Annotated in this window: 22 protein-coding genes; 5 read left to right on the forward strand and 17 right to left on the reverse strand. The window is 41.5% G+C overall.

Annotation, left to right across the window (positions count from 1 at the left end):
* Positions 1 to 290: 290 nt before the first annotated feature.
* Positions 291 to 1,169, reverse strand: coding sequence for a TraB/GumN family protein (locus F0226_RS18585; RefSeq protein WP_345776532.1), 879 nt, complete (start codon positions 1,167 to 1,169; stop codon positions 291 to 293).
* A gap of 410 nt (positions 1,170 to 1,579) precedes the next feature.
* Here F0226_RS18585 and F0226_RS18590 point away from each other — a divergent pair, with 410 nt between their 5' ends.
* A complete protein-coding gene (locus F0226_RS18590; protein ID WP_171737035.1) occupies positions 1,580 to 4,234 on the forward strand; it encodes a beta-N-acetylhexosaminidase in 2,655 nt (884 codons plus the stop codon).
* A gap of 451 nt (positions 4,235 to 4,685) precedes the next feature.
* Positions 4,686 to 5,342, forward strand: a complete 657-nt coding sequence (locus F0226_RS18595) for an oligogalacturonate-specific porin KdgM family protein (protein WP_171737036.1) — start codon at positions 4,686 to 4,688, stop codon at positions 5,340 to 5,342.
* 167 nt (positions 5,343 to 5,509) lie between these two features.
* On the opposite strand, the gene F0226_RS18600 is transcribed toward F0226_RS18595, so the two are convergent.
* Both F0226_RS18600 and F0226_RS18605 read right to left on the reverse strand, forming a co-directional pair.
* Complete coding sequence (locus F0226_RS18600) at positions 5,510 to 5,962, reverse strand: DUF411 domain-containing protein (protein ID WP_171737037.1); 453 nt, start codon at positions 5,960 to 5,962, stop codon at positions 5,510 to 5,512.
* Between the two features lie 44 nt (positions 5,963 to 6,006).
* On the reverse strand, positions 6,007 to 8,778 hold the full coding sequence (locus F0226_RS18605; RefSeq protein ID WP_171737038.1) for a heavy metal translocating P-type ATPase: 2,772 nt from the start codon (positions 8,776 to 8,778) through the stop codon (positions 6,007 to 6,009).
* Between the two features lie 461 nt (positions 8,779 to 9,239).
* On the opposite strand from F0226_RS18605, the gene chiP reads away from it, so the two are divergent.
* The 3 genes from chiP (at position 9,240) to gltX (ending at position 12,608) form a co-directional block, all read left to right on the forward strand.
* Positions 9,240 to 10,355, forward strand: coding sequence for a chitoporin (gene chiP / locus F0226_RS18610; protein ID WP_171737039.1), 1,116 nt, complete (start codon positions 9,240 to 9,242; stop codon positions 10,353 to 10,355).
* Positions 10,356 to 10,455: 100 nt separating this feature from the next.
* Positions 10,456 to 11,070 (forward strand): DUF2057 domain-containing protein, encoded by a 615-nt coding sequence (locus tag F0226_RS18615; RefSeq protein ID WP_171737040.1) that lies wholly within the window; start codon positions 10,456 to 10,458, stop codon positions 11,068 to 11,070.
* A 110-nt stretch (positions 11,071 to 11,180) separates the two neighbouring features.
* Positions 11,181 to 12,608 carry a glutamate--tRNA ligase gene (gene gltX / locus F0226_RS18620; protein ID WP_171737041.1) on the forward strand — a complete coding sequence of 476 codons (1,428 nt, stop codon included), beginning with the start codon at positions 11,181 to 11,183 and terminating at the stop codon, positions 12,606 to 12,608.
* A gap of 146 nt (positions 12,609 to 12,754) precedes the next feature.
* On the opposite strand, the gene F0226_RS18625 is transcribed toward gltX, so the two are convergent.
* The 14 genes from F0226_RS18625 to F0226_RS18690 form a co-directional block, all read right to left on the reverse strand.
* On the reverse strand, positions 12,755 to 13,978 hold the full coding sequence (locus F0226_RS18625) for a beta-ketoacyl-ACP synthase (RefSeq protein ID WP_171737042.1): 1,224 nt from the start codon (positions 13,976 to 13,978) through the stop codon (positions 12,755 to 12,757).
* The gene (locus F0226_RS18630; protein ID WP_171737043.1) at positions 13,975 to 14,700 is read right to left on the reverse strand and encodes a 3-ketoacyl-ACP reductase FabG2; all 726 of its coding nucleotides are present in this window, start codon (positions 14,698 to 14,700) and stop codon (positions 13,975 to 13,977) included. Before F0226_RS18630 ends, F0226_RS18625 begins: the two co-directional genes overlap by 4 nt.
* Entirely contained in the window at positions 14,697 to 15,161 is a 465-nt protein-coding gene (locus F0226_RS18635; RefSeq protein WP_171737044.1) for a hotdog family protein, read from the reverse strand. Before F0226_RS18635 ends, F0226_RS18630 begins: the two co-directional genes overlap by 4 nt.
* A complete protein-coding gene (locus F0226_RS18640; protein ID WP_171737045.1) occupies positions 15,154 to 16,341 on the reverse strand; it encodes a beta-ketoacyl-[acyl-carrier-protein] synthase family protein in 1,188 nt (395 codons plus the stop codon). Before F0226_RS18640 ends, F0226_RS18635 begins: the two co-directional genes overlap by 8 nt.
* A 13-nt stretch (positions 16,342 to 16,354) precedes the next feature.
* Positions 16,355 to 16,963 (reverse strand): DUF3261 domain-containing protein, encoded by a 609-nt coding sequence (locus tag F0226_RS18645; protein WP_171737059.1) that lies wholly within the window; start codon positions 16,961 to 16,963, stop codon positions 16,355 to 16,357.
* Positions 16,964 to 17,037: 74 nt separating this feature from the next.
* Positions 17,038 to 19,395: an MMPL family transporter gene (locus F0226_RS18650; protein WP_171737046.1), complete on the reverse strand. Its 2,358-nt coding sequence runs from the start codon at positions 19,393 to 19,395 to the stop codon at positions 17,038 to 17,040.
* The gene (locus tag F0226_RS18655) at positions 19,367 to 20,029 is read right to left on the reverse strand and encodes an outer membrane lipoprotein carrier protein LolA (RefSeq protein ID WP_171737060.1); all 663 of its coding nucleotides are present in this window, start codon (positions 20,027 to 20,029) and stop codon (positions 19,367 to 19,369) included. The genes F0226_RS18650 and F0226_RS18655 overlap by 29 nt, the downstream gene beginning before the upstream one ends.
* A 1-nt stretch (position 20,030) precedes the next feature.
* On the reverse strand, positions 20,031 to 20,495 hold the full coding sequence (locus F0226_RS18660; RefSeq protein ID WP_171737047.1) for an acyl-CoA thioesterase: 465 nt from the start codon (positions 20,493 to 20,495) through the stop codon (positions 20,031 to 20,033).
* An 86-nt stretch (positions 20,496 to 20,581) separates the two neighbouring features.
* Positions 20,582 to 22,126, reverse strand: coding sequence for an aromatic amino acid ammonia-lyase (locus F0226_RS18665; protein ID WP_171737048.1), 1,545 nt, complete (start codon positions 22,124 to 22,126; stop codon positions 20,582 to 20,584).
* Entirely contained in the window at positions 22,104 to 23,921 is a 1,818-nt protein-coding gene (locus tag F0226_RS18670) for a glycosyltransferase family 2 protein (protein WP_171737061.1), read from the reverse strand. Before F0226_RS18670 ends, F0226_RS18665 begins: the two co-directional genes overlap by 23 nt.
* Before the next feature lie 25 nt (positions 23,922 to 23,946).
* Complete coding sequence (locus tag F0226_RS18675; protein ID WP_171737049.1) at positions 23,947 to 24,309, reverse strand: 3-hydroxyacyl-ACP dehydratase; 363 nt, start codon at positions 24,307 to 24,309, stop codon at positions 23,947 to 23,949.
* 72 nt (positions 24,310 to 24,381) lie between these two features.
* Complete coding sequence (locus F0226_RS18680) at positions 24,382 to 25,776, reverse strand: AMP-binding protein (RefSeq protein ID WP_171737050.1); 1,395 nt, start codon at positions 25,774 to 25,776, stop codon at positions 24,382 to 24,384.
* A 6-nt stretch (positions 25,777 to 25,782) separates the two neighbouring features.
* Positions 25,783 to 26,340 carry a septation protein IspZ gene (locus tag F0226_RS18685; protein WP_171737051.1) on the reverse strand — a complete coding sequence of 186 codons (558 nt, stop codon included), beginning with the start codon at positions 26,338 to 26,340 and terminating at the stop codon, positions 25,783 to 25,785.
* Entirely contained in the window at positions 26,341 to 26,598 is a 258-nt protein-coding gene (locus F0226_RS18690) for an acyl carrier protein (protein ID WP_171737052.1), read from the reverse strand.
* Positions 26,599 to 26,609: the final 11 nt, after the last annotated feature.

A 26,609-nucleotide genomic window follows, 5' to 3' on the forward strand; every position in this document is an offset into this window, starting at 1 on the left:
AAAAGGCTCTGCATTTATGCAGAGCCTTTTTCGTTTGAGCTAAACAAAGTTTTCGTTTACCTAAATAAAGCTTCGCTTGAACAAAGCACAACAATAAAAAGCAGTAAACTGAGTGGTTTTGATTTTTATAGCTTTAAACTTGTATCTATTAGAAATGGATTCGGGGTGGAATTTGAAATGGCTTTGAAACTGCTTGCCAGTTTAAAACAAATGATAACCCAGCCGTAACTGGTTCGCTACGACTAGGTGGTTAAGCTATTAATAGGTATATGCTATTTATGATAAAGCTATTAATGGACAAAGGCACAAGGTGCTTTTTTACTTGTCGATAATTGCTTAACGGTAAATCCTTTATCTTTTAGCAATTGTATAAGGTTTTGTTCTCCTACTAAGTGAAGAGCACCAACGACCATCAAATGTTTGCTATTACTTCCAACCAGTCCATTACCGTCTAACTGTTGAGCCCAATCGTGATTACGATTAAAAACAAAGCGCTCGATCATTTCATCACTCATCTCAGAGCTTCCGCCCATTTCCTGTAAGTTTTGCTTATCGCCAGACTCCCAGCTGTCAAAAAGACAGTGAGTATTACTTTCAGAGTGTTCCCATTCATTTAAGGCACTAAGCAGTAATTCTTGCCCATCATTATTAAGTTGGCTGATGAGATCAATTTGAAACTGCATAGGCTCAAGTGACAGCACAGGTTTATCCTTCAATGTTGCTTGTATGCCCAAGTAGTTATCAATGCCGTATTGACTGTCATACCCAAGTTGTTCAAATCGTTTTAATTGCACTGTTAATGCGGTTACCCAAGGCGCAGCATTGAGCATTTGCTTACTGTTAAGTTTTAACGACCGGCTAATATGGGTAAGTTGAGTCTTCTGCTCGGTGGTTAAGATACTCTTGGTGGTGATTTGATTCTGAGGATAGCGAATATCGGATTCTTTTCTCACGTCTGTTTCTAATATCAAACCATCACTTGAACTTAAATAGTCGGTGACTGTTTGAGGCAAAGGATACATCTCAGAAGTGCCGATATGTACAGATCCAAAGATCAGGAATTCTTTATTGTCTTTTTTAGCTGACCAATAGAGTGGTTCTGCAGAAACGGTGGCAGTTAGATAAGCAATAATACAAAGGGACTTTGAAAATAAGGCAAGTAGTCGCACAGAGGGCATCCTAGTTAATCGAGTGAAAATGACGTCAAAAACTATTTTACCGAGTCAGTTTTGACGTTTTTTTTGGGAGTGATTTCACATTCTATAAAGCAAAGATGGATTGTGAAATTAGCTCTGAAAAATCAACAGTGACTTGTTGAATAAAAAAAGACTACTTTCTCGTTATTTATTGTGACTTAAATCTCAATAATTCCGTCAAAATAAAAATGACGGAATGATCGTAATTTGTAACCTTATGATTTTAAATGCTAATTACTTTTTATGTTTTTGATGGTTTGAAGCGGATCACTTTTCGATACTGATTTAATTCACGCTAAAAAATAACGACCTATAGTTTATTCAACTTTGAAACGAACCTTTTACGTTTCACGCTAGATTTAAACTTTTATGGGTAGGTAAATATGTTAAAGAGACATCTAATCGCAGTTTCTGTACTTGCAGGTTTGACTGGCTGTGCCGCGACACAAACGACAGAGCAACTGGTTGTTAACTCACTTGCTGATAACTTAGATATTCAATACGAAGTGATGACTAACCATGGTGCAACTGAAGGATTTAAATGCCAGGACTTAGGCGCTGAATGGGCATCATGTAATAAAGTAAACATGACGCTAGTTAACCAAGGTGAAGCAGTTGACTCGAAAGACTGGGCGATTTACTTCCATAGTATCCGTCTCATATTAGATGTTGATAATGAGCAGTTCAAAATTACTCGCCTGACGGGTGACCTGCATAAACTAGAGCCTACCGATAAGTTTGATGGTTTTGCTGCTGGAGAAGAAGTGTCCCTTCCTCTTACAAGCGAATACTGGCAGTTATTTGAAACTGACTTTATGCCAGGAGCTTTTGTTGCATCACCTAACGCTGAACCAAAGATGATTGCTTCGTTGAACACGGAAGATACCGCATCGTTTGTTCGTGGTCTGGAAGGTAACAACTTAAAGCGTACTCCTGATGACAATAATGTCATGGCAACTGCAGTAAGCCGTTTTGAAAAGAATGAAGATCTAAAATCACTGGATGTGACAACAACTCTACTTCCAACGCCAATGTCTGTTGAAGTGGGTAAAGGGTCTGTAAGTATTGCTGATGGTATTGCCCTACCAGAAGCTATTTTTAATGAAGAGCAGTTTTCAGCCCTTGAGAGCCGCTCTGATGTGGTAGGTGTGAATGTTGGTGGTGATTTACCTGTTGAAATCACTGTTGTTCCTACTGACTTCACTGGTGAGCTTGCTAGAACGGGAGCTTATCAGCTAGACATCGAAGCAAATGGCATCGCGATTAAAGCCTTCGATACAGCCGGTGCGTTTTATGCGGTGCAGTCTATCTTTGGTCTGGTAGATAGCGAAAATGTTGAGTCTCTACCACTTCTTTCTATTAAAGATGCACCTCGCTTTGATTACCGTGGTGTGATGGTGGACGTTGCTCGTAACTTCCACTCAAAAGAAGCCATTCTTGCAACGCTGGATCAAATGGCAGCGTACAAGATGAACAAACTGCACCTTCACTTAACAGATGATGAAGGTTGGCGTTTAGAGATCTCTGATTTACCAGAGTTAACAGACGTTGGTTCAAATCGTTGTTTCGATTTAGATGAGAGAAGCTGTTTACTGCCTCAGCTTGGCTCTGGACCAACGACTGATAACTTCGGTTCTGGATTCTTTAGCAAAGCAGACTACGTTGAGATTCTAAAATACGCAAAAGCGCGTGAAATTGAAGTTATTCCAGAAATTGATATGCCAGCCCACGCAAGATCTGCTGTTGTATCAATGGAAGCACGTTACTCTCGCTTGATGGAAGAAGGAAAAGAAGCAGAAGCGAGCGAATATCGCTTGATGGATCCACAAGACACTTCGAACGTTACAACGATTCAATTTTACGACAAAAAGAGCTTCATTAACCCATGCTTAGAGTCATCAACTCGCTTTGTAGACAAAGTCGTGTCTGAAGTGGCGGCGATGCATAATGAAGCGGGTATGCCATTAACGACTTGGCACTTCGGTGGCGATGAAGCGAAAAACATTAAACTTGGTGCTGGTTTCCAAGATCTAGATTCGAAAGAAAAAGTGGCGTGGAAAGGGGACATTGACCTATCTAAACAAGATAAACCTTTTGCACAATCACCTCAGTGTCAAAGCCTAGTGGCAAGTGGCGAAGTAAGCGATTTTGGTCATTTACCTGGCTACTTTGCTCAAGAAGTATCGAAAATTGTCGCTGAAAAAGGTATTCCTCACTTCCAAGCTTGGCAAGATGGATTGAAATACGTAGAAGAGGGCGCTGAAGTCTTCGCAACAGAAACAACCCGCGTTAACTTCTGGGATGTTCTTTACTGGGGTGGCACATCATCAGTTTATGATTGGTCTAAGAAGGGATATGACGTTATCGTTTCAAACCCAGACTATGTGTACATGGATATGCCATATGAAGTAGATGCTAAAGAACGTGGCTATTACTGGGCAACTCGCGCAACTGACACTCGTAAAATGTTTGGCTTCGCACCAGAAAACATGCCTCAAAATGCTGAAACATCATTAGACCGTGACGGAAATGGCTTCACTGGTAAAGGTGAAATAGAGGCAAAACCATTCTACGGACTATCAGCGCAGCTATGGTCAGAAACGGTTCGTACCGATGAACAATATGAATACATGGTATTCCCACGAGTATTAGCAGCTGCAGAAAGAGCATGGCACAGAGCGGGTTGGGAGAATGACTACAAAGTAGGAGTCGAGTACTCTCAAGAGACCAACTTAGTTGACCAAGATGGTCTGGATTCAGACTATAACCGTTTTGCTAGCATTCTTGGTCAGCGTGAATTAGCTAAATTGGAAAAAGCGGGCATTGATTATCGCTTACCTGTACCAGGAGCGAAAATTGAAGACGGAAAACTGGCTATGAACGTTCAGTTCCCAGGTGTTGAACTTCAATATTCTGTTGATGGTGAAAACTGGCTAACTTATGAAGATGATCAACGCCCAGCGGTAAGCGGTGAAATCTCTATTCGCTCAATTTCGGCAAGTGGAGAAAGAGTAAGTCGAGTTACGACACTTCGTTAATCATAAATTTAAAGCCTAAGCCTCCCAAATTTGGGAGGCTTTTTTCGTTTTATTGAAAGTATATCATTCATTTCAGCTTCCCCCTTGGTGACGGCGATCACATTGTTTGCAACGAAAAATAAGGTCCAAATAAAAACCTCTAAATCTAGTGTGATATCGAAGCAGAAAAACACCTATTTATTATATGTAATCGTGATCATTATCACTGCGAATTAAGTTTTTATTTTTAAATTGAATGTTTGTTTTTATGTAAGATACTGATTAATATTAATATTTTTGTTTTTGTCTTTTCCTGGTGTGATTGGGATCACCAAAATAATTCTTTTATTTTGCGTACCGAATTAATTAATGCAAGATGCATCGCATGCCAAGGAGGCACCAATTAATCAAGTGGTGAAGGTGAATGAATTACCGACGACATACCGCTAAATATAAAAATAAGGCAGTTATTATGAAAAAAATTATCGCTCTAAGTGCACTTTCTCTTGCTTTTGCTTCTAGTGCTTTTGCTGGTTCTTCTTACGTAACAGGTAATGTTCAATTCCACTCTGATTTTGATCCATCGGTATCTTCTACTCTAGAAGCTGGTCATACATTTGACTCTGGTACTACGCTACTGACTGAGTTTGACGGTATTTCTTTAGGTAAATACGATGACAGTACTATTCAAGATAGTGGTAAAGGTAACTCGCCATACATCACTCTAGGTGTAGAGCAGATGTACAACATCAACGACAATCTATGGGTTGCTGCTGGTTACCACCACCTACTAAACAACGGTGAAACAGTACAATACCGTCCACTTGTGAAGATTGGATACAACTTTGATAACGGTATTTCTATCAGCAACCGTACTCGCTACCATTCAATGGAAGACAGCAAAGCAGACGATCAAACTCGTTTTGACAACCGCATTGGCTACTCTGTAAATGAAGACGTAGCATTAAGCTACAACAATGTTTATGTTATCAGCGATGCAAACAACACGATGGATCACGAGCTTCGTGCTACATGGACTCGTCAAGGTGTTCAACCTTACTTTGAGTTCCGTAACCAAGCCGATAACGAAAACAATGCTTTCGTATTCGGTGCTTCTTACGGTTTCTAAGCTGTAATTAAAATGCTGTAAATTAAATTTATAGTTAAAGCACCCAATTGCTTTACTGTCCAAAGCAAAGAGCCCAGTCACCTGCCTGATTACAGATTTGACTGGGCTCTTTTTTTCTTTGTAAATTCGACCGATTAATTTACTTATCTGCTATCAATCAGACTTAATTATTTGGGCTGATAAAGTCGATATTCAAAAGTTTGTCCATGTTCATTAAATGCATATACTGCGTATTCATCTTGCTGATCCCCATACTCCATCCCTGGTGAGCCCATCGGCATACCAGGCACGGCTAAGCCTTTTGCATTGCGAGGTGGATTGTCCAAGAAAGCTTTGATGTCTTTTGCTGGAATATGCCCTTCAAATACATACCCATCGATCTCTGCTGTATGGCATGACGCAAGCTTAGGAGTTACACCTAACTTTTCTTTAATTGGGTTCATATTTTCATGTAAATGTTCTTCTACGTGAAACCCTGCTTCTTTCATATGTTCTGTCCATTCAGTACAGCAGCCACAATAAGGTGATTTATGGTTAAGAACATCGGTTGCAAGTGCATGTTGAGAAACGACCGCAAGCGCTACAATTGAAAGAGCTTTAATTTTCATAGTGAGCCTCATTAAAGGTAAATCATTTTGTTTAAGTTTTATAAATACGGTTAACGTTATGATTTTGAATGATTGTTTGTTGGTTTAAATAATCGCAACCGGTTTGCGTTGGTAACTACAGTAATAGAAGAGAGCGCCATTGCTGCGCCAGCAAAAACAGGGCTAAGCAAAAATCCGAAAAATGGATAAAGCACACCCGCAGCAATAGGGATTCCTAAAGAGTTGTAGACAAAAGCACCAAATAAATTTTGCTTCATATTTTTAACCGTTGTCTGCGAAAGTTCAATAGCATTGATAACCGCAAGTGGTGAAGAATTGAGTAAAGTCATTTGAGCACTTTCAATGGCTACGTCACTGCCGCTTCCCATTGCGATACCGATATCGGCTTGAGCAAGGGCTGGGGCGTCATTGATACCGTCGCCAACCATTGCGACATGTTGGAACTCTTCTTGTAAGCGAATGATATGTTCGGCTTTTTGTTCTGGTAAAACGCCAGCAATAATCTCATCTATCCCTAATTCATTACCTATTGCCTTAGCGACGGTTGAGTTATCGCCAGTTAATAAGACGGAATGGATGCCTAACGTTTTTAATTGTTTAATCGCAACTTTACTCTCTTCTTTTAAAGCATCTGAGATACCAATAACGCCTATTAGTTGGTTATCAACGGCAACGAATATCGGGCTCCAAGCAGACTGGTCACATTCACTGATTGCTGGCTTAGCATGGTCCATGGCAATGTTTAACTGATTCAAATAATTGAAAGATCCGACATTCACTGATTGGTCATCAATAATGACATGCAACCCTTTCCCACGTTCATTTGAAAAGTTTTGAGCGGGCAATAATGCTAGGTCCAGACTCTGCGCATACTGACAGATCGCTTTTGCTAAAGGATGTTCGGAAGCAACTTCTGCTGAATAAGCCATGGTCATTAATTCTGATTCGGAAATACCAAAAGGGAATACTTTCTGAATAGTCGGTTTACCCTGAGTTAATGTCCCCGTTTTATCAAAGACAACCGCTTCAACTTTGCTTGCTGATTGCAATACATCGGCATCTTTTATCAAAATGCCTAGTTCTGCTGCTTTACCAACACCGACTGTAATTGAAAGTGGAGTCGCTAAACCCAGAGCACACGGGCAGGCGATGATTAAAACAGTCGTAGAGACTACTAGCATGTAACTTGCACTTGGCTGTGGACCAAAAATAAACCAGATGAAAGCAGAGAAAAGTGCGATAGCGACAACCACTGGTACAAAAACGGCTGAAATAGAATCGGCTAACTTGGCTATTGCTGGTTTACTGCTTTGTGCTTGGCGAACCATTTGAATGATTCGAGCCAGCATAGTGCTTGAACCAACACCAACAGCTTCAATAATTAAGCTGCCATCGTTATTTATGGTCCCCGCTGAAATAGAATCTCCAACCTTTTTCACACTTGGTAAAGGTTCACCTGTCAGCATGGACTCATCAACATAAGATTCACCAGTGAGAACTTTTCCATCAACCGGAATTTTCTCACCCGGTTTAATTCTAAGTGTCATGCCAAGCTGAATCGCTTCTAACGGAACGACTTGTTCTTGGTCATCAATGATAACTGTGGCTTTTTGAGGTTGAAGGTTGATGAGCGCTTGCAACGATTGAGTGGTTTGCGCTTTCGCTTTCGCTTCAATGTAGTGCCCAAGGGAAATTAAACCAATGATCATCGCACTGGCTTCAAAGTAGACATGACGAGAGGCTTCTGGAAACCAAAAAGGAAAAACCACGACCAACATGGAATAAACCCAAGCAGCACCAGTGCCTAGCGCAACTAAAGTGTCCATAGTGGCACGCTTATGGCGTAAAGATTTAAGTGCATTGCTAAAAAAGCTGCGTCCTGACGTTGCAAGAAGAATGAAACAAAGTAACCCGATAATTCCCCAAACGATTTGGTCTGTTGGGTTTCTTATCATCATATTTCCGCCAAATACTCCCCAAAGCATGAGGGGAGCACCAAGTATTAAGGCAAATATAGCATTCTTGTAAAATGCAGACTGAACCAAAGCTTGTTGTTCTTTTTGTTTCTGTTGCTGGGTTAGTGCGTCGTCAACAAACTGAGCTTGATAGCCTGCCGTTGAAACTGCATTCACTACAAGATCTTCTATTTCAGTTCTGTTTTTTGAAGTGAATATGAGAGCAGTTTGCTCTGCAAGGTTAACTTGAACTTTGCTAATATCTGATACCGCTAAAATTGACTTTTCAACGGAAGATACACAACTCGCACACGTCATTCCCTGAAGTAAAAGGTGAAAACTTTGAGTGTCACCCTTCGGAAGGTCGAACTTTTCATCAGGCTTACCATCATTCTTCTCATTAGAAGTAAGCTTTTCATCTTGCTCGAAATAAGTGACTGCAGTGAAGCCGACACTTTTTACTTTGGAAATAATGTCAGATTCGGATAGGGAGGTTTTAACCATTAACTCTGTGGTCGAGATGCTCAAATCATAAATTGAGTTTTCTGAATCAAAGGCGTTCTTGAGTTTATTGACGCACTTACCACAATTCAAACCAGACAGTGTTAAATGCCATGAGTGACCTAGTTGATAACCAAGAGAGTTCACTTCATCTGAGAGTTCAGCAAAGCTTAATGAGGTTGAAACATCAATATTATCAACGGTGATTGAGTTGATAGTGACTGTCGATAGCTTTTCTAAGTGTGTTCGCAGTTTACCCACACAGCCCATGCAGCTAAGCCCATTTAATATCGTTACATAGTGATTCATCTTGATACTCCAGACCTCATTTAGGCATAGCTTAAACCTTACCCTTAGGGGAAGGTCAAACATATCCGTATCGATATTTACCAAATGAGTGACTGAAAATAAACGTCAAAATCCACTGGAACCCCGTTTTTGCTGGATTTAGCATTGCGAGTGACTTCAAAATTCCTTCTCAATGATTATAAAGTTCCCTGAATAACAATTTTTTTTACGTGATATCAAACCTCAAATTTCTAATTATTTTGATTTTTTAGTGATCAACCTCACTCGTCAAAAATTATTTAACGTCTTTTGTTTTTATAAAAAACCTTCCAAACAAAGTATTTAAAGGATTTTTGTTTTTTTAGAAAATTGCATTTTGATGCAGATCTGATTTGGTCTTTGAATGTTTTTCTACAAAAAAAAAGTTTGTCATATTTGCCTCGTCCATAAATAGAACGCTCGTTTAAGACACTGATTTTCAAGGATGGTTTCCTTCAAATAAGTGATAAACGATAAAAATTAAAAAATGTATAGGGGTTAATCTTATGTCTACTTTTAAAAAGACATTACTAGGCGCGGCAGTTTCAACGCTGATGTTCAGTGGGGCAGCATTCGCCGATGGCGCAAACAGCGATGCAGCAAAAAATTATTTAACGAAAGATTCTTTTTCTTATGAAGTGTACGGCATCATCGCAATGCAAGCGGCTTACCGTGATTACGATTCAGGTGTGAGTGCAACGGATGACAATCTAGGTGGTGCACAGCTCAATAATGAATCTCGTATTGGTTTCCGTGGTAAGAAAGATTTCGCTAACTTTGGCCCAACGTTCATTTGGCAAATTGAAGGTGGTTATGTAGACCCAAGCTTCGGTGGTGAAGGTGCTGGTCTTGGTGAGCGTGATACGTTCGTTGGTTTTGAAAGTGAATCATTAGGTCAAGTTCGTTTAGGTCGTGTTTTAACACCTATGTATGAGCTAGTCGATTGGCCTGCATCTAACCCAGGCTTGGGTGATGTGTATGACTGGGGTGGCGCTATTGGTGGTGCTAAGTACCAAGACCGTCAGTCTAATACCATTCGTTGGGATAGCCCAATGTACAACGATGCATTGTCATTTGACGTTGCGGTAGGTGCTGGTGATAAAGCTGGCTTAGGTGAAGGGGATGATTACTGGAGTGGTTTAGCGGCACATTACAAATTAGGTCCAATCCAATTCGATGCGGCGTATGAAGCGAACCGCAATATTGCTTCTGAAGGAGCAAATTGGTCGAATGATACTTACTTAGTTGGTATGCAAGGTTGGTTTGATAACGGTATTTCATTCTTCGCACAATACAAAATGATGGAAGCATCTGCAGGCAGTACTGATGAGAAGCAAGACGCAATGTCTGCTGGCTTGATGTACACGACTGGAGATTGGCAATACAAGTTGGGTTACGCGGCAAACTTCGAGCTTGAGCGTAATGGTAAAACGATTGATAACACCGACGACAACGTGATTTCTGCGCAAGTGATGTACTTTGTAGATCCATCAGCTGTTCTTTATGTTCGTGCTCGTACTCTAGATTTCGGTGATGGCGCTGAAATGATTGATAACACTGGCGAACGTTGGAAATCAGCAGACTACGATGAGTTATCTGTGGGCGTTGAGTACTACTTCTAACGAACAATTGACGAATGTTTATGAGAAACATTGTAGATTGATTTGAAGCTAAATAAGGGTATGCATGTCATACCCTTTCCTCGTTAAATTGGTAATTATTATGACTGTAAAAAAATCTTTATTGCTTGGTGCTATTCCGTTTCTTTTCTCTTCCCTAGCTTTGGCTAGCGGAACATTAACATTGCAAAAAGAGATGGTTCCTCAAGTACTCAATGGTGAAGCTATTGCGGCTTCTCACTTTACCGCTCAAAACACTATCCAATTGGAAGATGGAAAAAATCAATTGGCATTAACGGTTGGACAAATTGTTTTTGAAGATGGAAAGCGTAGAAAATATGACTCACAACCAATTCTATTAAGTTTTGAGGCACAGACAGATCAAGTTTTATCTATTAACTATCCAACATTTCGCACGATAGAAGACGCTAAAAAATTTGAACGTTCGCCTGTGATTACACTGACCGCGGAAAATGGCGAAGCAATTAAGTATGAAATTGATCGTTTGAACAAAGGCGGTTTACAAGGTTTTAGAGATTTTGAAAGAGAAGTCGCTGAATATAATCAGAAATCTGGTAATGAAATATCAGGTAAAGTGAAGAAAACAGTGCCAATGTCAGAAATAAAAACTGTTGCGACACTGCAAGGTGATTTTTCCAAATTAGATGATGAGCAACAGCAAGAATTCATGCAATGGGCGATGCGTAATTTAAAGTAATTTCTAGCATTGTAGATTTGCCTTAGGGTGGTAAAATGTCGCCACTTTTACCCATGTATCCGCAGTTGGTATTGATGATATCGCTGCACATCCATCTCTAAGGTATTTAAATGACGGTTAAAACTCGTTTTGCTCCTAGCCCTACTGGCTATCTTCACGTTGGTGGTGCACGTACTGCACTTTACTCTTGGCTTTTTGCTAAAAACCAAGGTGGTGAATTTGTTCTTCGTATTGAAGACACTGACTTAGAGCGTAACTCTCAAGAAGCAGTAGATGCGATCTTAGAAGGCATGCAATGGATGGGTATGGAGTGGGATGAAGGTCCTTACTACCAATCTAAGCGTTTTGATCGTTATAACGAAATGGTTGATAAGCTTCTTGCTGCAGACAAAGCATTCAAATGTTATGCATCTAAAGAGCTGCTTGACGAAATTCGTGAAGAGCAAGAAGCAAACAAAGAAATGGCTCGTTACGATGCTAACCACCCTAAAATTGTTGCAGCAAACGAAGCAGCAAAAGAAGGTGATGCATGTGTTATTCGTTTCCGTAACCCAAAAGAAGGCAGCGTAGTTTTTGATGACCAAATTCGTGGTCGTATCGAAATTTCTAACAGCCAACTTGATGACCTAATTATTCGCCGTACAGACGGTGCTCCAACATACAACTTCGTTGTTGTAGTGGATGACTGGGACATGGGCATTACACACGTTGTTCGTGGTGAAGACCACATCAACAACACACCTCGTCAAATCAACATCTATGAAGCACTAGGCGCGCCAGTTCCAACTTTCGCTCACTGTGCAATGATTCTTGGTGATGACGGTGCAAAACTTTCTAAGCGTCACGGTGCTGTTTCTGTAATGCAATACCGCGATGAAGGTTACCTGCCAAATGCTCTAAACAACTACCTAGTGCGTTTAGGCTGGTCTAATGGTGATCAAGAAATTTTCTCTCAAGAAGAGATGATTAATTTATTCAGCCTAAATGCGATCAGCAAGTCTGCATCTGCATTCAACACTGATAAGCTACTTTGGTTGAACAACCACTACATTAAAACTTCTGAGCCTGAGTACGTTGCAAAATACCTGCAATGGCACCTAGATGAGCAGAAGATTGATACAACGAATGGCCCTGCAATCACTGAAGTGATCAAGCTAGTTGGCGAGCGTTGTAACACGCTTATCGAACTTGCTGAGCAATCTCGTTACTTCTACGAAGATTTCTCTGAGTTTGAAGCGGGCGCAGCTAAGAAGCACTTACGTGGCGTAGCAAAAGGTCCATTAGAGTTAGCCTTGGCTAAAGCTGAAGCACTTGAAGACTTCACAACAGCAAGCATCAAAGACGGTGTGATTGCTGCAGTATGTGAAGAACTAGAGATCGGCATGGGTAAAATCGGCATGCCACTTCGCGTAGCAGTAACAGGTGGCGGTCAGTCTCCTTCTGTTGACGCAGTAATGGAACTTGTTGGTAAAGAGCGCGTTGTTGCTCGTATCAAGATGGCTCTAGAATTCATTGCTGAGCGTGAAGTTAACGCTTAATCTGCGATGATTCAAAAATAAAAAGGGGCAGTAACTTCGGTTACTGCCCCTTTTTTGTTCTTGCCTGTTAATAACGATTCTTGTCAGTTAAGAATCGTTCTTGGCTACTAATAGTATTCTTGTTTACTAATAAATAGTTTGGCGTATTAGATTCTCTTGAAAATAATAGACGTATTAATTCCACCAAAAGCAAAGTTGTTACTCATTAAGTACTCGACTTCCAGTTCGCGACCAGTACCTGTGATGTAATCCAGTTTTCCGCAATTTTCATCTATATTTTCTAAGTTCAGAGTTGGGCTAAACCAGCCTGAGTGCATCATTTCTAAACTTAGCCACGCTTCAATCGCGCCACATGCACCTAAGGTATGTCCGAAGTAGCTTTTTAAAGAGCTAATGGGTACTTCACCAAAGATATTGGCCGTTGCATTACTTTCGGCAATGTCACCTTTGTCTGTTGCCGTGCCATGAGCAGATACAAACCCAATTTTCTTCGCTGGCAGCTTGGCGTCTTTTAGTGCTTTCTCCATACAAATTTGCATGGTTTCCATTTGAGGTTGCGTGACATGCGCAGCATCGCAATTGCTCGCAAACCCAATGATTTCTGCATAGATTTTGGCACCGCGAGCCACAGCGTGATCGTATTCTTCAAGAATTAACGTACCAGCACCTTCACCGATAACTAACCCATCTCGATCTTTGTCGTACGGGCTAGGGGATGTTTTCGGGTTGTCATTTTTTAGGCTGGTGGCAAATAAAGTGTCGAATACGGCTGATTCTGTCGGGCAAAGTTCTTCTCCACCACCAGCAACCATAACGGTTTGGTAACCGTGCTTGATCGCTTCATAGGCATAACCAATGGCTTGGCTACCAGATGTACATGCGCTGCTGGTTGGAATGACTCTGCCTTTCAAACCAAAAAACAGACCGACATTGACGGCTGCGGTATGCGGCATCATTTGAACATAGGTAGTCGCTGTGATTGCGCGTGTTGATTTTTCATTTAGCATTACACCAAATGCACCAACTGCGTCTGTACTACCTGTTGAAGATCCGTAAGCAATGCCCGTTTCACCATTAGTGAGAATATCGTGACCGATTAAACCGGCTTGCTCTAAAGCATTTTCAGTTGCAACAGTAGCAAGGCGAGATACTCGTCCCATGCCTCTAACTTGTTTGCGCTTGTAGTGCTTTGGCAGCTCAAAACCATCAATTGGGGCGGCAAGCTTAGTGTTCAAACCATCATATTGCTCAAAACTTGGCATGTACTGCGTAGCATTTTCGCAAGCTTTAAGTTTAGGTTCGATTTGCTGCCAATCATTACCAAAAGCGGTGACACCTGACATTCCAGTGACTACTACTCGGCGGGTCATACTAAGCCTCCATTCACTGAAATTACTTGTCGGGTAACATAGCCAGCAATATCAGACATCAAGTAGCTGACAAGCCCTGCCACTTCTTCTGGCTCGCCCATACGGCGGAGCGGAACTTGTGGTAAAGCGTGTTCTTTTACATGCTCATCAACCATGCCGGTATCAATGAGTCCAGGAGCCACACAGTTTACTGTGATTTTTCGCTTAGCCAGTTCCAGAGCAAGCGATTTGGTTGCGCCGATCACACCTGCTTTCGCGGCTGAATAGTTGGTTTGACCGCGGTTTCCCATGATCCCTGAAACAGAAGCTAGCGTAACAATTCGCCCGCCTTTACGTTTTTGAACCATAGGCATTACGCAAGGGTGAAGTACGTTATAGAAGCTATCTAGATTGGTATGAATCACGCCATCCCATTCTTCTTCAGTCATGGCTGGGAAAGCGGTATCTCTGGTAATGCCGGCATTATTCACAACACCGTAGTAAGCGCCATGTTGTTCAATATCGGCTTCTAAGGTTTCACGGCACTGGGCTCGGTTGCTGATATCAAATTGAATTAAGCGACCTGAACCGCCTAGTTCTTTAATTGATTCAAGTGTCGCCTGCGCACCTGCTTTGTCGCCCATGTAATGAACGGCGATATCAAATCCATCTTTTGCCAGTTGAATGGCGATTGCTTTGCCGATGCCTTTGCTGGCACCCGTGACGAGTACTTGACGAGTCATGACTGGCTCCTAGTTTTCATTTCTTGTAATTTTTCTTGAGTTGGGACGTACACATTTAACTGACATTGAGCCAAGGATTCACCTGTAAGTTCAATGCTAGCTGTGAAAACTGCCATGCCATTATCTTCCATCAATTGCTCTGCAAAAATATCGAGGGTTTGTCCAACCGCAAATTCATCGCACTGCGCTTGATAGCGACGAGAACCTAGTAAAAAGCCAATAGGTGCTTCATTTCCTTTTTGATGAGCATGGTAGCCCGACCAAGCCGCAATAGATTGCGCCATAAATTCAATTCCTACGTAAGCAGGAATGGATTGGGTCTCTTCATCAAAAAATAAGTTCTGCTCACTAATCGTGACTTGGCAATGGATTGATTCTTCTTCAACCTTGATGGCTTTATCGATGAATATCATTGGATCATCGTGAGGAAGTAATACATTAATGGAAGGGATATCAGTCATTTACGACACCAAAAATAAGGCTAATGTTGTTACCACCAAAAGCAAACGAGTTGCTTAAGATATTTGTTTTTTTTATTTGTTGTGGGCAGTTTATCAAATCAATGTCGATGTCATCAGCTTTATCCTGACATTTTTGTAAGGGAAGCGGTAAGTTGTGCTTCAGCACATGCCATGCAATAGCGGCTTCGACTGCACTTGCTGCCCCCAAAGTATGCCCTGTAATCGGTTTAGTGGAACTAACTGGCACGTCAGCCCCAAATACTCTGTGTATCGCTTTGCTTTCCATCGAATCATTTAATGGGGTCGCAGTACCATGAGCATTAATATAGCCAATATCTTGTGGAGATAACTGAGCGGCATGCAATGCTTTTTTCATTGCTTGTTCGGCTCCATTACCTTCAGGGTGGGGCGCTGAAATATGATGAGCATCGGAGCTGTCACCCGCGCCTAGCAATGCAAGAGTTGGCTTGCTATCACTTACTGGTTTATCTTTGCTCAGCAACATAAAGGCTGCCGCTTCACCGATATTTATGCCATTTCTTTTGGAACTGAATGGTTGGCATAAAGTGGATGACAGCGCTTCAAGACCATGGAACCCATTCAATGTAAGCTTACATAAGGTATCTGCTCCGCCGACTAATACCGCATCGACCATTCCAGAATTTAATAAGCGTTGCGCAGTTAAGAAAGCTCGCCCACTTGAAGAACAAGCGGTAGAAATCGCATAGTGAGGACCATGAATATCGTAATACTGACTGATGAAGTCTGTGATGTTGCCTAACTCTTGCTGCGAATAGTTGAAGTCATTAGGGAATTGCCCATTGTCTAATTTGTGCTTAAAAGCAGTTTCACCATCAGCAATGCCAGAGGTACTGGTGCCTACGACGATAGCAATACGATTTGAGCCGTATTGTTTTTTCATCGACTCAATAGTTGGCTCTATTTGCTTCAACGCTGAAAGTGCCAGGCAGTTATTACGAGTATTAAATTCTAGTAAATGCTCAGGAAGGCTAGGTAATAACTGCGAAACCCTACCAACAACCGTCGCTTTTCCGTCATTTAAAATCTGTAAGTCTTCAACCATATTTGGGTTGTGACCACTTGTTAAACAACGGTGTATCTCTGTGTTCTGAGACCCAAGGGCAGAATGGAAACCACAGTCATGAATATAAATTGGCATAGTTACTCGTTCTTTATTGGCGTTTAGAGATGGTTGAATTTAGGGTTTGAATCTGAATCTTATAGTCTTGAGTGAGGTGCTCAAAGGTCACTTGTTTAGCTAACTTGGCAGATTGGGTCTCACTTGGTTTTACTTCTTCCGAGTATTGGTAAGTGATTTCTATAATGGCTTGGTCGTTCTCATCGAATATCTTTCGAGTATTATTCGTTTCTACCATATACCACCCAATCGCTTGCAATGGTTGCTGCCACGCATCTATTGGCCAAAGTGTAATCATTAAGTTGAATAAGATCTGCTCTGGTTGAGGCAAGGTTTGATCTAACCCGGTCAGAATATCGGTGTCTATTTGATTATCTTGATATTTCAAAGAGAGAATTCTTGTTCCCCATGAAGAAAATCCTGCAAGAATGACTTTATCTGCATCGACTTGAAGCTGAACGGGTAACTGATGTGTTTTGTCTTCCCATGTCGCACTGATCAGTTGGCTAGCCGTGACTGAATAACCTAACTCATGAGGCTGAGGTAAAGTAAGGTCAACGCCAGGTTCTATAGTGACGGATGATTCTTTCGGCGGCAAAGCATTCATCGAGCAGGCGCTTAGAAGCAGCGTAATGCAAGTCATTAAACTGAAGTGAATCAAACGCCAGGTCTTTATGTCTTTTATCTTAAAATTCACGAGTCTTAGTTCCTATGCTTTCATACAGATGGTCGAGGGCGCCGTAACGCCATAGGGGATAATAGCCAAGCAACAAAAATTCCGGTTAACACAGTAATGCCAAAACTATGGATAGCATGAGTATTACTTAGAGAAAGTAGCCCAAATGACAGCAGTGTCGTTAAGCAAGATAAGGTGATGGCTAATAAGGTACTTTGGCTCTTTTTCTGTTCAGCAAAAAATAATGTGTAATCAATTCCTATTCCTAAAATCAAGATAAGCCCAAGTAAATTAAACAAGTTTAGTGATGAACCTAATAGCGCAGTTATGGCTAAACCTGCGACTCCCGCAATTAGTGATGGAATGACCATAAGTACACTCTGTCTGAAACCATAACGAACAGACAGTACTGCTAAAATCACAACCAGTGCGATGATGAGAAGCTCAGTGATTTTTGTACGATATTGAGTAAATAAATCAGAGATTTCATTCGCCTTGTTCAAATATCTGATTTGGCTATCTTCTGAATCTTGATGTGTTTTTTTTGATGCTAACCAGCTTGTAAATGCTTTAGGATTTCGGATGTTTTGAATTAACACTATGGAAGCTGAGAGATCATCTATCGGGTTTAGCCAAAGCGACTTTACGGGTTTTGAAACGGGTGAATCTAAAAAATCTTGGGCATTAAATGGATTAAATGGTGTTATCTCAGGAAACTGCTTCCAGCCTAGTGTTGATTGAAGTGAGGCTTGCTGTGATAGATACAATTGCTGAACCAGTTGATGGTTTTGCTTTTGCTCTTCAATAGTCGGTAAGTATTGATGGATACTTTGATAGCCCGAGATCACTTCTTGCTCAATCAGTGCATCTAATTCTTTTGAGACATGAGAAATTTTAGACAGCAGTAATTGAGCATTTTCTTCCGTGATTAATAGCATATCTTGAGACTGACTAACCCCAGACAAAGAGGCAATCAACTCTTCTTGATGCTTAAGGGAATCAGGCATGGCTTGCAACTGACGAATGTCATCGTTGTAACTTATTTGGGTAAGAGTAACCAAGCTTAATACGAATAAAGCAGAGGGCAAGATGACCTTGAATTTGGGCTTATCCCACAGCGAAAACCACATCGCCCAGATCTTGGTTAATGGCAAAGGCGTATCGGCACTTGGTTTTTCAGCCAGAACGGGATACCAGCATACAACGCTCACGTAGGCAGCAATCAAGCCAATTGATGAGAACAAGGCAAGTTGCTGCAAACCAGGGAAGGGGGCGGCTAGCAAGCCAAGGTAACCAATAAGGCTTGTTGCTAGACCAAGGGTTATAGCGATGAGTATGTGCTTTAAGCCTCTTTGGCTATTCCATGACGACCCTGCCGCTAATCTATCGGTTAGATAGTGGAATGCATAATCAATCGAAACACCAATCAAGCTTGCCCCAAAAACAAGGCTAAAAAGGTGTACTTGTCCAAAGATGGCGACAGTACTGGCTAAAGCAACCAACAATCCTGTGCTAATGGAAAGTAACGCTAATCCGAGCGGAAGTGCACTGCGGAAGGTGAACCAAACCAGCAAAATTACGCCGATTAATGAACCAATACCTATGGTGCTGATCTCTGATTTTGCACTTTGTGTCCCGTAGTCTGCGTAGAACACGACTCCGGTATGCAAAATATCAACATCAAATTGACCTTCGACTTGTTTCTCAAGCTCTATTAATTCAGGAAGGTGGCTTTGAGTTTGCAAGCTATAAGGTGATTGTTTAAGTGTAGCAGTGACCAAGATGTAAAATTGGTCGTCTTTGTTCACGGTTAAATAACCGTTCTTGAAAGTAAAATTACTCGATTGAGAACCGACTTCACTTAGGTAGTCCCGAAATAATAAGAATGGGTCACTAGCAAGTTCAGTGGCGGTGACTCCTGAAAATGGGTTATAGAGTGACTGAATTACATATTGTGTTTGTTGGCTTGGAGATTGCTCAAGCATTTTTTGTTGAGATGGTGTGAGCAATTGAGATCGGTGCTGAAAATAAAAGTCAGCCCATTTCGCTTGTGTTTGCTGGCTGATTTTCCCTTGTATGTCTTCAAACAAAGGCTTTTTGATGCGGTGATTGAGCTGGTGGAGATTTCGTTCGAATTGTTTGACTGCCGCAATAGTGGTTTCTTCAGAAGCACCACTGATCATAAACACGACTTGATTGCTCATTGAAGATGAGATTTGTTGAAAAGCCTGTTCAGCAATTGGATCTTGCTGGTTTTGAGGAAGCAATCTAAGAATATTGGTTTCAATAGGAACAGAAGGTGAAAAAGCGAATTGCTTTATCAACAATCCGCCAAAGAAGACAACGACGATCAGCCAGAGTAAGGCGAGCTTAGAACTTAAATTGTTGCGATTCGGCATCGGTTAACCTTGCTGGCTGATGAGTCAACTGACTAAAGTGAATTGTAGTGCTATCCCCTCTAATTTCTTCAAGAGCGATAGATTGAATATCTTGTGAGCCTGACAATGCAATACGTCGAAACACGGCGTTTAATGGCGCGCTTTTAGGAGTCAGTTCAAGCTTCCATAGACTGCCATCTTCTGAGTTATTCATAGGCGTAAAAGTGAGTTCAAATTGTTCTTTAAGTTGCTCTGTATCACCATGGAATACGGCTAGAAAGATATGGCTAAAATAAAACGCCATTGGGTTATCTTGATCTGTGATGATTTGAGCGGGTTGGTCTGCAAATCTCTGGCTGAGCTTATTATCTGTAAGAATCAGCTTTACGGGAAAAGGAATGGTTTGATCCCACACTAACCCGTTGTCTTTATCTAAAACAAATTCGCCTTGCGAGGAAAGCGGCTGATCGAACATTGCGACTTCACGGATTTGTTCAAAGTGACCACGAACAATATTTTGCTTGCTTAACGTTGTTTGTAATTGCTCTAGAGACGTTATTTCAGATTCTTGAGCCGTCGCTAAAGAGCTAAATAGGGCACAGACAAGTAAGCATAATGATAGCAAGCGAGTCGGTATGCTTTCTTTAATGTTCATTCTACGCATCGTCATTCTGTTTATTTTCCACAAAGCCGTTTTGATGCCAACAATTTACTTTATCGATGAAAATTGAAGGGGATGCAAAACACATCTCTTCACTTTCGATATCAACCGCGACTTGCATAGTATGAGCGCGAGTCATACGAGCTCCGGTTTCAGCATCGTGAATCTCATAATCAATACGTAGACGGTTTTCCCATTCTGTTAATCGACCAGAGACTTTTATCTTATGGTGAAAAGGGATCGCCTTTACGTACTTTACTCGTGTATCAATGATTGGCCACATGTAGCCAGAGTCCTTCATCTCTAGATAGTTATACTGAAGTTGATCCATCATGATGCGCCTTACTTCTTCAAAAAATCGAAAGTAATTACCATGGTAGATAACGCCCATAGGGTCCGCATCTTGAAAAGATGTCACTATGGTCACTTCAGCTTCAAGTGGATGAAGGATCTCAGACATATGAACTCTCAATTCCTAAGGCTCGTTAATAGAATGTTCATTAATGAAATATTGGCTAATGGAATATTCATAAATAGTACGTTAGCTTAATACAGCGACCAATGTTGGCTTTGGATTCGCCCAATAAAGTGGCGAAGATCACCTTCAAGTGGTCGATCTTCCACAACAAATGAAAACTCTTTTAACACTTCATCTCGAATGTGCTTTAGGTTTTCACTCATGTGATGCTCATCTAATTCATTATGACGCTTACGCAGTTCAAGCGCTTGAGTACCCGCTAATAAAGAGGCGGCAGCAACTTGCTCTGTTAACTCTAAAACACGTAAACAATCACGAGCTGCAATGGTGCCCATGCTGACTTTATCTTGGTTATGGCACTCAGTAGAGCGTGAGAAAACGCTCGCGGGCATCGTGTGTTTTAAAGCTTCAGCTGTCCAAGCAGAAATACCGATTTGTACCGCTTTAAAACCATGGTTAATCGGCTTTCTTTCGCCTTCTGCACCCGTTAGGTTGAAAGGTAGCCCATTGTTGAATTTGTAATCCATTAATTGCGCCATTTGACGATCTAGTAAATCGGCAAGGTTAGCTACTGCTGTTTTTAGGGTATCCATTGCCATTGCAATGTGGCCGCCATAGAAGTGACCACCGTGCAGTACACGTTCATTATCGCCATCAATAATTGGGTTGTCATTCGCGCTGTTTAATTCGTTTTCAATCATCTGACGTAACCACGGCAGAGAGTCTTGTACGACACCAATGACATGAGGAGCACAACGAAGTGAATAGCGATCTTGTAAGCGGTCACTGTTTCTTGGTGGGCGTTCAGCTTGTAAATCATCACGTAACCAAGCCGCAACTTGCTGTTGCCCTGGGTGTGGTTTTACCGCGAATAAAGCTTCATCAAAGTGGAAATCATTACCTTGCATACCAACAGAAACCATTGCCGTGATCTTGGTAGACAACTGGGCAAGGTATTCAGCACGTTTATAAGCGATACAAGCGAGAGCTGTCATCACTGAAGTGCCGTTCATTAGCGCTAAGCCTTCTTTTGGCTTGAGCTTAATTGGTGAGATGCCCAGTTCGAGGTAAACGTCATTTGTTGGGCGAACTTCCCCTTTGTAAATCACGTCACGCTCGCCAATTAAAGCAGCAGCTAAATAAGAAAGAGGCGTTAAGTCGCCACTGGCACCAACAGATCCTTCTTGAGGGATGCGCGGTGAAATGTCTTTATTAATCAAAGTGACTATCTGGTTCAGCAAGTCGTGAGTGACTCCGGATACACCTTGAGATAGTGAGCATAAGCGAGTTGCCAGTACTGCACGAGCTTGTTCATGGCTGAGTATTTCACCTAAACCGCAGCCGTGAAAGCGAGTCAGGTGCAATGGCAGTTCATCAACTAAGTTAGGTGGTATAGCAACAGTGCAAGAATCACCATAGCCCGTTGTTACGCCATAAATCACGCCCTCTTCTTTTAGCAGACGCTCAAGAAAAGCCACACCTCGGTCGATCTTTGAAGTGAATTCTTGGCTGTTGTTCATGCTCGCGGTAGCGCCTTGAGAGATTGCTACAACGTCTTCAATAGTCAGGCGCTCTGCACCGAAAATGATGTTATTTGGTGTCTTTGTTGTCATGGTGCTGGCTGCTTAATGTCCAAAAGTTAAAAAAGTTATACCACTGCAATGGGGCTTTTAAAGTGTAGTGTTGAAGTCGGTTTGCATATTGCTGAACCACTTCTTGCAATGATTGTTCTCGAGTCTTTCTCGGCAATACGATCTTATCGCTAAAATGCTCAAAATAGACGTTGAAGTGAGGTTTTGTTTTATTGTCATCACGTAACCCAAAGAGCAGAAAAACAGGCGCTTTGAGTACGGAAGCCAGCATGAAAGGACCTTGTGGGAAAGGGGCCTCTTTGCCTAAGAAATTAGCCCAAACAGAACGGCTTTCTTTGCTGGTGGATGTTCTGTCACCGACAATTACAATCCATTCTCCTTGCTCAAGTTTCTGCTGCAAGATAATGGCGGTATCTGGTCCCATAGAACTGACTTGGATAAGGTTTAAGTCAGAGCTAGGATTGACGGCTTTCATTACAGAATTGAAGCGCTCGGCATGTTCAGTAAAGACAAGAGCATTGATCTTTATATCTGAATGCCTTCTACCCAGAGCGCGACACAATTCAATATTGCCTAGGTGAGATCCTAAAATCAGAACTCCCTGCTTATTTTCAACCATGGATTCAAACTGATCTTGTCCATGGATAGATAAGTTATCGACAGAGAAATCACCTTTCCATGCCGCTAATTTATCAAGCATGGTATGACCGAAAGACAGCAGATGGTTGTAGCTAGTCAGATCTTTTGGAAGCTCTATATTTTGTTGTTCAGCGTACGCTTTTAACTGAAATAGATATTGCTCAGAAGCAGTACGTGCGCGCGTGCCAGTTAGGTGGTAATAACGCATGACTAAACGCAGAATGACGTTAAATACTTTACGACCTAGTAGGGTATAAATGGCAAGCAATAGCTTAATACCAAGCACAGTTCCACGTTCTTGTGTTCTTGACCAATGAGGCTCGTTGCCTTTCGAGTCTTCAGAAGAAATTGCAGTGTTAGTATTGCTCGTCTTATGTTTATTTGCAGTAGCGCTAGATGTCGATGGCTTCTTAAAGTGGCGAGCAATAAGCTTTGGTGCACGTGGAAGCATGCCAAAGAATAGGCGAGTGTGCATCCAGCTAATTTTGACGTTATCCCACAAGGCATCAAAATGAGAAACTCCGCCTTCAGGATAAATGACTTTGGTATCGATGAAGTCTATTTCGCAGTCTTCCCAATACAAACGCACTAAGATCTCGATATCGAAATCCATTCTTGAACCGATATCGTACTTACTTAGAACGTGCTGAGTTTTTTCTATTGGGTAGGCTCGAAAGCCACACATGCTGTCTTTGATTGATAGAGATAGGGTTTCTATCCATACCCAGATGTGGGTCATGTAACGGCCGTATAAACGGGCTTTAGGTACAGTATCATCATAAATCGGTTTACCTGAGATCAAATGCTCAGGGTGGGCTTGTGATAATTGCAGTAGCTTGGGCAAAGCATCCAGATCATGTTGACCATCAGCATCGATTTGGATGGCATGAGTAAACCCTAATTCATGCGCTTTTTGGATCCCAGCTTTTACAGCTCCGCCTTTCCCTTGGTTCTCGCTTAAAGTAACAAGAGAAATATGTGCTGGTTGGGAAGCTTCTTGCAGAATGTTTTTGGTGTGAACTTCGCTTCCATCATCAACAAGAATAACGGGCAGATTAAAGCCACCTAAGGATTCCAACACGCCAGAAACAGTTGAGCCATGGTTATAACAAGGAATCAGAAAGCAGGCTCGGTAAGACTCTAAAGTATCTATTATAGTAGCTTGGTCACTTGGTATGGCAGCTTCGCCATTGGGAGTAGAGTTATTCACTTTTCTCACCAAGCTTCATTTTTCCTGATGAATGAGTCTGTTCACCATTATTGGAAGTGTAGCGAAAAGCCAACTTCTGCTTACTGGTATCCCAAGACAAAGACAAAGTGATGGTTGAATCAGGTAGAATAGGCTCTTGAAATTTAATGACTTCCATACCTTTGAATTTAGGTGGAACGTCTAATTCTTGAATGGCATAAAAAAGCGCCCAGTCGATTTGGGTAACGCCAGGCAAAATAGGGAAGTGCTTGAAGTGACCTTCAAAGTCTTGAAGATCATGGGCAACATGCAGAGTTAATGTTGATTGTTGGTCTGCAGTGTTAGTGGCAATGATTGCCGGCTTTCTTTTATCCATAATTTTGCTGTTATGCCTTTGAAGCTGATGTTGATACTGAGCGAGTTCGGTAAAGCTGAGTCAGTTTACTGTTTACTGTTTTATGTGTTGTTCTATTTCTGATATTAAACGCTTTCCTTGGCTATTAAGTGGAATCTCATCGAGGATTCTATAACGCCTAGGAATGGCAATGGGTTCTAACCAATTTCTTAGCTCAGAGCGTAACAACAACCAGAACTTGCCTTTGCTTATTGTATCAAGTTTTGCTCGTCCTTCATTAGAAAGTACGATAACCGAAGCTAAAATTAAACGCTCTGGTTCTTCAAAAGGGATCACAACGCATTCGTCGATCCAAGGTAATTGTTCTAATCGTTTTTCGACTTCAACTAAAGAAACTCTCTTTTCTTCAATCTTAATGACTCTATCGGTTCTGCCTTTCAGAATAAATTGGTTATCACTCACCATTTCACACTCATCGGCGGTTTGGTACCAATTAAACTTATCGATATAAGGCGAGAGTAATTTTATGCACTTCTCACTGTTTAAAGTCGCTTCAATACAATCAAAAAGCTGCCATGGTGTGGAGGTGTCCCATTGCTGACGAAAGGCAATGCCGCCGGTTTCTGTACTGCCATAGACTTCAACAGGTAACGAGCCTAAAAGCTGATTAGATTGCTGAGCAGAATCAAAGCTTAATGGACCACCTGAAGAAAATACGCAACGAATATGTTTTGGAGAATACTCAGTTGTCATGCGCTTTAAAAGTGCAGGGCTACTAATTAAAGTGGTTTCCTTGGTTGCGTGAGTCATGATTTGTTCTGGATAGTCCAAATTATGACGGGCAAACGCTCTTCCTGCACATAAGGGCCAAAGTACGCGAAACAATAAGCCATAAATATGCTGATGTGAAACGGTACTATGGACTTTGGAATTATCGAGAAGCTTTCCCCAAGTTGTCTCTAGCTCATTGATCTCGTTTTCAATGTGTTCCAACGTTTTCTGGATGGCTTTGGGCGTACCACTAGAGCCTGAGGTAAATAAAGTCAGTTTAACTGAATCCAGCTCCATCTCCCTGTTGAGTGGAAAAGATTCTGTATTAGCGAATGCTTTTTCTTCCAGTAGGGATGAAATATTGAAGATGCCTAATTTCTTGTTCGATAACGTGGTAATACTTTGATCTACCATCAAGCAATCGAACTGATCGGATAGTTCGTCTAGAGCTGAAGGTTGAACATTTCCCGGCAAAATAACGTGTTTTTGAGTGACGACACTTGCTAAAAACATGCACGTGAATAGGTAACTATCTTGTGTGCAAATGGCAATTTTTTGATAGTGAGTTTGCTTAAGAAAGCCAATCAAAGCTTGAGTATCTTGAGTTAGATCTTGCCAAGTCTGAGTGTGGTTATCATCAAAACAGACAGCGAAATCAGGCGCTCTGGAAGTTCGAGCAAGTTCACTCAAAGAGCAGTAATGAGAAGAAGTTGGCATAACAGGTTAACTCTTGCGAAGACGTTGTCGAATAAAAAACTCTATAGCGAATAAAGACCCAGCAAGTAGGTAACTGATTAAACCGTTATACAGTGTCCATACTTCGAGAGGTTGGAAGCAGGTATAAAGTGCGATCGATCCATTGACTACAAAGAACAAGCACCAAATTTTGGTCACGTTACGAGTGTAATCAATACCACTTTGAGGCAAGTCAGGCTCTTGCAATCTTGCTAGACGTTCAATAATGGTTTGCGGTTGCCAAAGGCTAAGAGCAAATACCACTAACATACAGATATTGACAATAACTGGGTAGAAGGTCAGCCAGCCATGTTGTTTGAACAGAACACCAAGAGAGAGTAGGGCAATACCGGCACAACCGCTTATCCAAGCTAAATGTTTTAGCTCTTTGATTTTTGCTTGGCTTCCTGTTGCTATCCGCAATACAAACATAACGACTAAAACCAATCCAACAGCCTGTAAACCAAACTTATTGAGTCCGAAATACACAGCAATTGGATAGGTAAATAGAATAATTGCCGACAGAGCAGTCAGCACAGAACGCATTTATGCGTCCTTTAATAGATTAGCTACAGATTCAACCACATCGTTTACAGTACGTACGGCTTTGAACTCTTCTGGCTTGATTTTTTTGCCTGTCACTTTTTGTAAGTGCACAACAAGATCAACGGCATCAATGCTGTCTAAGTCTAAATCTTGGTAAAGGTGCGCTTCACCTGTAATGTCATCGGCTTCTAATTCGAATAACTCAATGAGTGCGTCTTTTACTTGGGCAAAGACTTCTTGTTTGTTTATTTCTGTCATAACAAATTCTG

Origin of the sequence: Vibrio sp. 99-70-13A1 (assembly GCF_013114625.1) — a bacterium.
Classification (GTDB): domain Bacteria; phylum Pseudomonadota; class Gammaproteobacteria; order Enterobacterales; family Vibrionaceae; genus Vibrio.